This window comes from Gammaproteobacteria bacterium, assembly GCA_027296625.1.
Taxonomy (GTDB): Bacteria; Pseudomonadota; Gammaproteobacteria; order JAKEHO01; family JAKEHO01; genus JAKEHO01.
The window spans coordinates 1-9097 of the sequence record JAPUIX010000021.1; the positions used below are offsets into that span (position 1 = coordinate 1).

At 53.9% G+C, this 9097-nt stretch carries 6 protein-coding genes and 4 pseudogenes; 6 read left to right on the forward strand and 4 right to left on the reverse strand.

Annotated elements, in window-relative coordinates; all coding sequences use genetic code 11:
* Positions 1 to 117: 117 nt before the first annotated feature.
* From O6944_00915 to O6944_00925, 3 genes and pseudogenes are all read right to left on the reverse strand, one after another.
* A pseudogene (locus O6944_00915) lies at positions 118 to 279 on the reverse strand (IS1595 family transposase).
* 329 nt (positions 280 to 608) lie between these two features.
* Positions 609 to 2342 (reverse strand): hypothetical protein, encoded by a 1734-nt coding sequence (locus O6944_00920; protein ID MCZ6717714.1) that lies wholly within the window; start codon positions 2340 to 2342, stop codon positions 609 to 611.
* A gap of 204 nt (positions 2343 to 2546) precedes the next feature.
* A complete protein-coding gene (locus O6944_00925; GenBank protein ID MCZ6717715.1) occupies positions 2547 to 3296 on the reverse strand; it encodes a hypothetical protein in 750 nt (249 codons plus the stop codon).
* A gap of 457 nt (positions 3297 to 3753) precedes the next feature.
* Here O6944_00925 and O6944_00930 point away from each other — a divergent pair, with 457 nt between their 5' ends.
* The 5 genes and pseudogenes from O6944_00930 to O6944_00950 all read left to right on the forward strand — a co-directional run bounded on the left by O6944_00930 (position 3754) and on the right by O6944_00950 (position 8494).
* On the forward strand, positions 3754 to 3945 hold the full coding sequence (locus O6944_00930; protein ID MCZ6717716.1) for a hypothetical protein: 192 nt from the start codon (positions 3754 to 3756) through the stop codon (positions 3943 to 3945).
* Between the two features lie 349 nt (positions 3946 to 4294).
* Positions 4295 to 5239, forward strand: a complete 945-nt coding sequence (locus tag O6944_00935) for a hypothetical protein (GenBank protein MCZ6717717.1) — start codon at positions 4295 to 4297, stop codon at positions 5237 to 5239.
* Positions 5240 to 5502: 263 nt separating this feature from the next.
* Positions 5503 to 6422 (forward strand): annotated as a pseudogene (locus tag O6944_00940) (GDP-mannose 4,6-dehydratase).
* A gap of 295 nt (positions 6423 to 6717) precedes the next feature.
* Positions 6718 to 7428, forward strand: a complete 711-nt coding sequence (locus O6944_00945) for a methyltransferase (GenBank protein MCZ6717718.1) — start codon at positions 6718 to 6720, stop codon at positions 7426 to 7428.
* A complete protein-coding gene (locus O6944_00950) occupies positions 7409 to 8494 on the forward strand; it encodes a hypothetical protein (GenBank protein ID MCZ6717719.1) in 1086 nt (361 codons plus the stop codon). The genes O6944_00945 and O6944_00950 overlap by 20 nt, the downstream gene beginning before the upstream one ends.
* Here the strand turns inward: O6944_00950 and O6944_00955 are convergent.
* Positions 8458 to 8568: pseudogene (locus O6944_00955) on the reverse strand (IS1595 family transposase). The gene O6944_00950 and the pseudogene O6944_00955 sit on opposite strands and share 37 nt — an antisense overlap.
* Before the next feature lie 156 nt (positions 8569 to 8724).
* Here O6944_00955 and O6944_00960 point away from each other — a divergent pair.
* A pseudogene (locus O6944_00960) lies at positions 8725 to 8808 on the forward strand (IS5/IS1182 family transposase).
* The last annotated feature ends 289 nt before the right edge of the window (positions 8809 to 9097 follow it).

The window sequence follows — 9097 nt, forward strand, 5'->3', positions numbered from 1 at the left end:
TAGCGTAGCATCGCTTGCAAGGGCCCGAGCCTGGTGTTGGTCCTGAGCACGGTGATGCCGTCGAAGCGGGCCTCGGCCTCAGCCTTCGCATGGTCGATGGCAAAGTGCGGCCCGACCCAGCCAGGCCGTCTTGTAGGAGCCGAGGCCGAGTTGCCAACAAAGCTGAAAGGCCGAGATACCGTTGGAATGGGTGGCCATCAGGTAGGCCGCCCAGAACCAGATACTCAGCGGCAGTTTTCTGCCATGCATGATGGTCCCTGCCCGGAGCGAGGTCTGGCGGCGGCACTGACGGCATTCGGACATGGTGTGAAAAATTAGGCTGGATAGGCGAAACCGGATCGCTGCAGCTATACAAAGCTCAAACTGCCCTTACGAATTTGAAAAAGGAAAAACTTGTCAAAAAACAACGCGGGAAGTAGAAGCGATATATCGTTCGCTTTGACGACGTCTACGGGCGGACTGCGGTAAATTTCTAATTGATATCCGGCGCGTTCTAACGAACTTGTTCACCCGGATCTGGCTTCATCCGAGATTAACCCGACACTTGCAGATGACTTTGCGTGCCGATCCAAAATGCTCGACGAGACTAAATCGTGATACGCCTGTCCCTAATAGTGATCGGCGGCCCGGTCAAGACACGGGTTTTCGGGCGGCCGCCTCGCCGCACCTTCTTCAAAGGTGATCTCGTAAGTTTGGCCGGCATCGTTGCTGAAGACCAACCGTTCTCGTCCGCTGAACTCGGCGGCCACGTCGCGGGCGAAGGCGTAGCGCTTTGGCGCCTTAACCGCCAGCTCGTCCGAAGGAGTGAAAAATTCGTCGAATACGAAAACGCGCCCACACCGCTCTCGGGTTTCGTCGATAAAGAACTGCAGGAGATTGGGGCCGACCCGTTCACCGGAGGCCACGCGCGAACGCGCAGGGCCTGACATGGCAATAATGCGCGTGCCGGCAGCGTAACGGATAAAATGCTCCAGACGAGCATCTTTTCCTATCAAAACCACGAGATCGTCTTGCGTGGCGTTTGCAATGAGCCACGCGGCCTTGGCCCTCAGATAGTCGCCTTTGCTACTTTGCACGATGCCCATGCCGCCGAATGTGTTGTACAGCAGGGTTAAGATCAACAAGGCGGCAGGGGCCCGAGCTCGGCGAGAGCTTACGCAGGGCTCCACCACGTAGATCGCAAACAGCATCGCCAGAGGCAACAGCATTAGGATCTTGGACTCGAAGCCGCCGGGTTGCAGCCAGCCAACCACGGCTGCGAAAACCGCAAGCCAGACGAGGCAGTATGCGATTCGCCGATTGAAAGGGTGGGGCACGCCAGCGCCGATCGCTCTCCACAAGGCCCAAAGCAGGGCGGCCACCACCGTGGGTAAGATGATGACCGGCAGGTATACGAACGGTCGGAACTGCGCCGCCGCGTAGATTTCCTCCTTGAGCGGCCTCCATGGCTGCATCTTGGCGACGGCCGCAGCAAATTCGTCAATCCCATAAATCCAGTTGGTTGACAGGATCATATGGCCGCTGGAGATCACGGACTGCACGAGTAGGTTGGTGTCCAGCGGCTTGATGGGCAATTCGGACGACCGGCTGGCGACGAATTCGATCACGGCGAGTGGGGCTAGTGGGTCTGGCTTCGAGACCATATAGGCCACCACATAGCCGAGCACGACGACCGCCGAGCCGAAGGCGCCGTATGCGACCAGCCAAGCAAGACGATCGCGGGCGAGAAAAAGCACGGGGATCGCGAGAAATAGTGGAATTGCATTGGGTTGATAGTACAGCACCGCGGCGCCCGCCAGCAGCGCCGCTGGCAAAACGGACGGCCACCGGCCATGCGCTCGCTTGTCGGCGTCGAAAACTAGATTGAGCACCGCAACGATAAGAAAGGCCGAGGGTGCATAGAGTTCGCCCTCGGCAGCGTAGCGCCAGAACCCATATGACACGCCGAGCATCCCGGCGGTCAGCCAACTGGCCACCGCGCTCACACCGAAGCCGCGGGTAAGCAAACGCACCAACAGCAACAAGCACAGCGCGGCGGACACCACGCTTACGATCCATACAACCGCATAGCCAGTCAGGTCGAAGCCCAGGGCGTTAGCGGAGACGAAGAGCAGGCGGTTGATGACGTGATAGAGAATCGACCGCGTGTCGAAGATCTCGGTCAGTCCATATTGCTGCACCGCGAGCGCATACCAGTAAGCGTCCCAGCTTTCATAATGATTCTCCGGCGCTGTCAAAGCGTAGAATGCCAAGATCGCGGCGAATCTCAACGTGCTGGCGATCCACCCACTCGCCAAAGCGACCGACCCGAAATACGCCATCCTTGTAATTGGCTGGTGCATTTTGAGCTCACTTGGCCTCCGTGTATCCTCGCCCAGGCTGGCGTTAATATTCCCTGTCGATCTTATGACTCCTCGGCCGGGATAAACTGATTGCCATCTGCGAGGCTAGCCCGACATCGATCTGCGTAAGGTCCCTCGCCACCGGTGATCAACGGCCTTGAGCCACATTGAAGGTATCCAGAATGATTCGGTCCGGCTTCGACATCATACTTGCAACGCAAACTCCTCTATAATCTTGGCGCTTAGCCGATTGCTCGGCATCAGAAAGCGGAGCAAGCGGCGCCGGGCACCAACGTTTCCTTTCGCGACCGAAAAATTCTCACCATTGTTCCAGACATAGATCACGCCGCGAAACGGCAGCGACTGGAGCGGCCGGCCCTGACTTGCGGAAGCACTCGCCCAAGCCGGGTGGTTGTTGTTATCGATGAAGTCTCGGAACCTGCAGCTCTCCGGAGCCGAGGGGAACCGCGGCAGGTCCTCTTCGTCCCAATTTATGATCGCGCAGCTACCACACAACCGGTGAAACGCCGGCGCCCTGCTGATCTTCCGGCGCTCGTAGTTTAGCTCCCAGCCCTTCTGCACGACATAACCGTACGGCGCCTGATCATCGTGGACAAATTTGACCAGCCGATTGCTAACCAGATCGTCGGCGTCCAGCAACATTATGTACCCGCCGCCCTCTTGCCGCACCCGGCTCGCGATCACCTCGCGCTTCCGGTACCTGTCGACGTTGCGTTCGACCCGCCATCGCGGTGGAGCAAAGTCGACCGGCAGGAACTCGAGACGTGGATCGTCTCCATAGGGCGTTTCCGGTATCTCGTGACAGGCGACGAAGACTTTGAAGTTCGGATCGATCTGATTGAAAACTGACCGGAGTGTATTGTTGAATAGCTCCGTCACCCGAGACCAGTCCGATGAAACCTTCTTACTTTTTAAGGGTATACCGATAAACATAATCTCCCGAAATCCCTCCATTTTATTTTTCAAATAGCTGTTGGCCAGGCACCGACCATATTATAGTAGTTACGGATACCGGCATCCACAAAGTTATCAATCGCCAGACGCGTTCACGGAGGGGAGTTTGAGGCCGACTTCTCGAAGTGCGTCGCGATCCGTCGGAAGTGTTCCATCTTGTTGAAGAACCACTCAAGATCCGGTTAAACCGACATTCCCCAGATGCCATCCAAATTCGTGGAAATCGTACCACTTTCCCGCCGCCAAGGGAACTTTATCCCCTTTGCAACCACCGTTTCTGCTACCATCTTCGGCCCTTGGGAGGAGTCATCTGGGAACCCCCGGCTTATGAAGAACGTCGCTCTGTCCATAGGTAGTATTGCGGCATGTTTGCTGATCGTGGAAATTGTGCGAGACCGTCGAAGCCAGCTTCGTCCACCAGATACGGAGCTATTTCATGGCCAACGCGCGGGCCCTAGGATATGAGGTTATCGACATGCACGCCGTGTTCGGGGACTACTACCGCCATAACGGCAAACGCTTCGAATTTCCCAAGGACAATCACTGGAACTCTTTGGGCCACGGTATCGCAGCGCTCGCGGTGCGCCGCTCCCGCGTCTTCTCCACCTTCGAGACCGGAAAGGAATGACCGCACAAGCGGACTCTCGAGCGGCTCAGCCGCGGGGAGCGATATGCGATATTGGTAAAGACGGCGATCTCAGCTTAAACTTTGGTTTCTTGATCAGATACTTCTTGATGAAACGCTTCGGCTCCATTACGCGTGTACACGCGATGTAGATCAATTTAAGGCTTTGTGCTTGGATGTGGAAGTCACCCGTTTTGATTGGGAGTTATCCGTTGTGGGGCTGTACAGTCCGAGTAGCGGGCCGATGCGTTGCAACCAGGTTTACTCGGTTTGAACGGACCGAATACAAATGAAGGGACAATACGAGGACGGGTGCCTATATAGGGGCGTCATTTTTTCGGAGATTTTACAAATGGGAAAAGTCTTATATATCGCCGGGCTTGGGCACAGCGGTTCGACGGTATTGGATATGGCTTTGGGGTGCCATCCGAAGATGGTGGGCCTTGGCGAGGTGATCAAAATTGTTCAAGCGCCCCCCTGCGAACTCGCATCTCAAAATTTCACCAAAATTGTGTGTTCCTGTGGAGAAAACATGGAGGGCTGCGACTTCTGGTCCGGCGCGAAAGAGGGCCTGCTGCGAGTACCCGCCATGGATATAAACAGAAAGTATGAATTGTTGCTAAAATATTTTTTTGAAAAATATGGAGACGACGTAGTCTTGGTGGATTCCTCACAAAAGCGCGCGGGATATCTAAATTATTTGAATGACAGTTCCGAGCTGTACGTTGTTTTCCTAGTGCGGGACCTGCGAAGCTGGATTTATTCCCGACATACCCGAACGAACCTGAGCATGACCAGGTTCGCATATCAGTGGATTGTTCGCAACGTCCGGATAAAAAGGTTTTTGAAGCGGAACAAGTTTAACTTCATGACTGTTGGTTATGAAGAAGTCGCGCTTTATCCCGAGTTTCTGCTTGAGAAAATTTGCGCTTTCGTAGGGCTGGCGTTCGATAGGCAGATGCTGGAGCCGGGTCGGACAAGCAGCCACGTTATTCGGGGGAACCGGGCAAGGGGAGACAAGGAGCTCATGCGGCGCTTTTTCTATGACGCCAGGTGGCTGACATCGACCAAACTGAGCGCTCTTGGATCGTTGTTATTTCCACTCATGGTATGGAACAGGAAAAACGTTTATGGGAACATTATAAAAGGTAAGAGTCGGGCGTTTGGGGTGTCTCAGACGGATTTCGTGCTCTTCGGAGTTCAGAGAAGTGAAGATCTAGTGTTCAAGCTTCACGAGGTCGAGCGAGTATCTGTAAAGGATAAGCGTTTCAAAGAGAAGGTCGAGAAGTCCTTGTAATCATGCTTTCCCCACATGAACACACAATCTTGGTAAAATCTGGAGACGCGAGTTGGCCGTGAGGAAATACCGTTGTAAGACCGAGAACCCGTGTTTGTAAATACCGCGAGTACCGAGCATTTTCTAGCCGCGGATTCGATTAACGGCGGTGGATATCCGTTGGTACGAATCATGCGCTTAAGTTATCCTCTCGTTCTATCAACTTATGCTGGATGCCTGGCATTTTCTTGGGCCTGCCAAACGAATAGAAGAAGGGGTTCGTGATGCAAGTGCTTGTGACAGGCGGCGCCGGCTTCATTGGCTCCACGCTCATCAAGCGTCTTTTGCAAGCTGATAATGTCTCTGTTGTCAACGTCGATAAATTGTCTTACGCCGGTGACCTAGAGTCGCTGGAAGTGGTTGCAGACGATAAGCGGTATCATTTTGAGAAGGTTGATATATGCGATGCGCCAAAGGTTCGAAGTCTTTTCGAGAAATACCAGCCTGATGCAGTTATGCATTTAGCAGCCGAGTCCCATGTTGACCGTTCAATTGACGACCCCAAGGACTTTGTTGAGACTAACGTCAACGGAACTGTCAACCTCCTCGAAGCTGCGCGCAACCATTGGTCGACGCTCGATCAAAAGACCAGCAAGCAATTTCGTTTTCTCCACGTCTCGACTGACGAGGTCTATGGCAGCCTCGGCCCGGCCGGGCTTTTCACAGAGGATTCACCCTATCGGCCGAATTCCCCCTACTCTGCCAGCAAGGCCTCAGCGGATCACTTGGTTAGAGCCTGGCACGCAACCTACGATATCCCCATCTTGATAACAAACTGTTCGAATAACTATGGTCCTTATCAGTTTCCCGAAAAGCTTATCCCAGTGATCATCCACGCGGCGATTTCGGGCGAAAACATCCCAATCTATGGCAAGGGAGCCTTCCGGAACAACGAGGTGCGGCTTCATCTGCACGCCCTGGCATACAACCTGGGCAACTTCCAGCGGACGCTGGCCTTGCCCGATGAGGTCGAACATTGGTCATTGACCACGCTGCGCGAGAAATTTATCAAGATCAGCGCCAGGGTGGTAAAGCCAGCCGCTACGTCACGTTCCAGTTGGCGGAGGTCGCCATCCCAAGGACCCTGTTCGCTGAGACCCTGCGCCTCATTGACGGGCTACGGCCGGCCTCTTTGCCGCCATGACGAACCTTGATCTAGAAGCATCCAGATTGCTCAACAGGACAGGTGTGTGCGGCGCGCGCCGGGGTACGCTCTCACAGCGCGAAACGGTCGCTAGGCGGGCTTTTGATCGCCAAATCGGCTCGACGCAGAGGGGAGATCGCTATGCAGACTGCCGGATCAGGACCGGATTCGCCTTCGACCGCCATTTTTGCTACGCTAATGGCGACCGCGAGTGGTCATCCGGGAAATCTTGGTTAATTAATATCACTAAACTGAACCTTCCGTCTGAGTCAGTGCACTAGAAGAAGCATTCGAAATGGAGATACAGGCTGAGAAGTGGGTGTGTAAAACAGAAAAACGAGCTCAAGATGGGGGACTCGATCTCAAAATTGCCACCCACTTGTTTGACCATACCTGGAAAGTATCCGCAAATCAGATTGGGGAGAAGCTAAACCTGCGATCCGGTATGAGAATTATGGAAGCTGGCTGCGGATGGGGGCGACTTGTCCACGCGGTAAAGTATTTCCATCCTGATATAGAAATTGACGGTTACGAACTCGTTGCCGAACTGGCAGCTACCGCTAGGCGGCTCCTGGACAGAGAAAACCTGTCAGCAAGCACCAAGATTATCGAAGGAGATCTCTTAGAGATCGAAATTCCGAAAAATTATTATGACGCTCTATACAGTTCTCGCGTAATTCACTATATTCAGGATAAACAGACAGTAGTTACGAAGCTATACGACTGCTTAAAGCCGGGTGGCAAGGCACTCATAATTCTTCCGAATAGTTTGTGTCCGTATCGATGGCTTACATACGAACGTGGGCTCCTATACCCTATCCGTGGGGTTGGGAGAATAATGCGCGAAGTAGGCTTCAAGAATCTTCAATATGGCGGTTTTGGCTTTATCCCGAGGCAAATCAAACGTTTCAACCACCAGTCAGTCATCTGTTCTATTGATCGTGGCTTAGCCCATACCCCCCTTGGACATTTTGCGGGTTTAGCCTATGTCGCCGCCAATAAATAACATCGACGCTGATCTTATGCGAGCGCTAGTCAGTGAATATCTGGACGTGCTCTTGGACGGCACGGGGCAAAAAGCAGAGGTTCGGGAAATCCGGATCAGCCAACGTCTTCATCTTAACGACAAAAGATACCATCATCTCCTGAAGCTTTATTACTCCACACCACAAGGTGCTGATTGCAAGTACATCTGGCTTAAGTTTCGCCCCAGTCTCAAACGTGCTTTCGAACTACATCAGTATGCATATGAAGGGATGAGTCATTCCAAGGGCTTTATTCCACGCCCCTACTTCCTATATGAGGCACCGGCGCACCAACACGATTTTATTGCGATGGAATATGTGACTGGCATTCCTTTACGGGTCTTGTTGGCGCGCGCTCTCGGCACACGACGGTCGCGTACCTTGGTCTCTACGTTCAGGGAACTCGGCTACCGCATGAGAGCTTTTCACGACATGTCGCCACTGTTGCCAGGGTGCACGTTAGATAAAGCCTTCGCCAGCGCCCGGCGCCACGTCCATTCATGCAGTGTTTTGGATGAGGCAGCAAAGAATAGCATATTGCGGCACCTCGCTACGACAAGCGAGGGCATGGATCTAACTTCGCCGCTTCCCTCCATCCATTGCCACAATGACTGGTCAATGAGAAACATCATCTGCCGGCCAGACGGTAATACGACGCTTATCGACTTAGATGCTATGCAGCTGCCGCCGGTTAATAGATGGTACGAGGTCATTCATTTCCTCACAAACTTGGAAGGTCAGGTCAAATTCGCGCCGCTCCTTAGCCTGAATGACCTTTCCATGCTTGCACAGACTTTTCTGGCCGGATACTTAGCTAATCCATCTCGCATCTTACCGGCAGTTGAATTGGAAAAATTGCTTTATGTATTAAAGGTACGATATACTTTTGGCGGTGCGAATAGACGGCCACTGACTGAAAGGGTTGGAGGCCCGTTGCGGCGGCGATATCTGGACCGGCTTTACGCTGCATTATCAAAAGGGCAATCTGGGCTGCTATCACTGGAAGAGGCTTATCCCGCTGTTTCCGGTGAGATCAACATCTTGTAGGTGATCGGTTTGGCGCGTAACCCGCCTCCGAGAAGCGAGCGGAAGGCGGCATGGCGGGGTCGGCGGCGCTTATTAGAGCATCACGTGACCATGGATCTCTTGGGTCGGAGCTATTTCGCCATCAAGCGGGACTCCGCCCCCGGGATCGATGGCGTGACGTGGCAGGCCTATTCGTTGGAATCGTTTGTGATTCTGTTATGGCCACCGATTCGCGAAGCAGGAGGTGGCCGATGTGGACGCGCGAGAACCGGGGTCTCTACGAGCGCAAGGGCGCTCGCTATCCGAGCGATTTGAGCGATGCCGAGTGGGCGCTAGAGTCCGTCCGGAAAGTTCATGAGGGATAACCATAGCGGGTGAGTCTTCTGAGCATAAGCCTGATGCTGGCGAGGCGGATGAAGGCGATGGCGGTTAAGCGTTGCGGGAGGCTGAGTGTCGCGAGCATGACGCTCTCGCGTGAATGTCGGCTCACCGCCGCATAACAGACCTAGCTCCGAAGGGTGCCGAAGGTCGGCTCATGACCCAACCCGGACATTCGGCCAATTCGTCATCATAGACAAACAAATGCCTTTTGGGGCTTCAAGATTCGCCACGCAATGAGCCGAT

Bases quoted from the DNA above. Each gene is read 5' to 3' on its own strand.
- O6944_00920 (MCZ6717714.1), bottom strand. From the start codon at position 2,342: ATGCACCAGCCAATTACAAGGATGGCGTATTTCGGGTCGGTCGCTTTG.
- O6944_00930 (MCZ6717716.1), top strand. From the start codon at position 3,754: ATGGCCAACGCGCGGGCCCTAGGATATGAGGTTATCGACATGCACGCC.
- O6944_00945 (MCZ6717718.1), top strand. From the start codon at position 6,718: ATGGAGATACAGGCTGAGAAGTGGGTGTGTAAAACAGAAAAACGAGCT.
- O6944_00950 (MCZ6717719.1), top strand. From the start codon at position 7,409: ATGTCGCCGCCAATAAATAACATCGACGCTGATCTTATGCGAGCGCTA.
- O6944_00935 (MCZ6717717.1), top strand. From the start codon at position 4,295: ATGGGAAAAGTCTTATATATCGCCGGGCTTGGGCACAGCGGTTCGACG.
- O6944_00925 (MCZ6717715.1), bottom strand. From the start codon at position 3,296: ATGTTTATCGGTATACCCTTAAAAAGTAAGAAGGTTTCATCGGACTGG.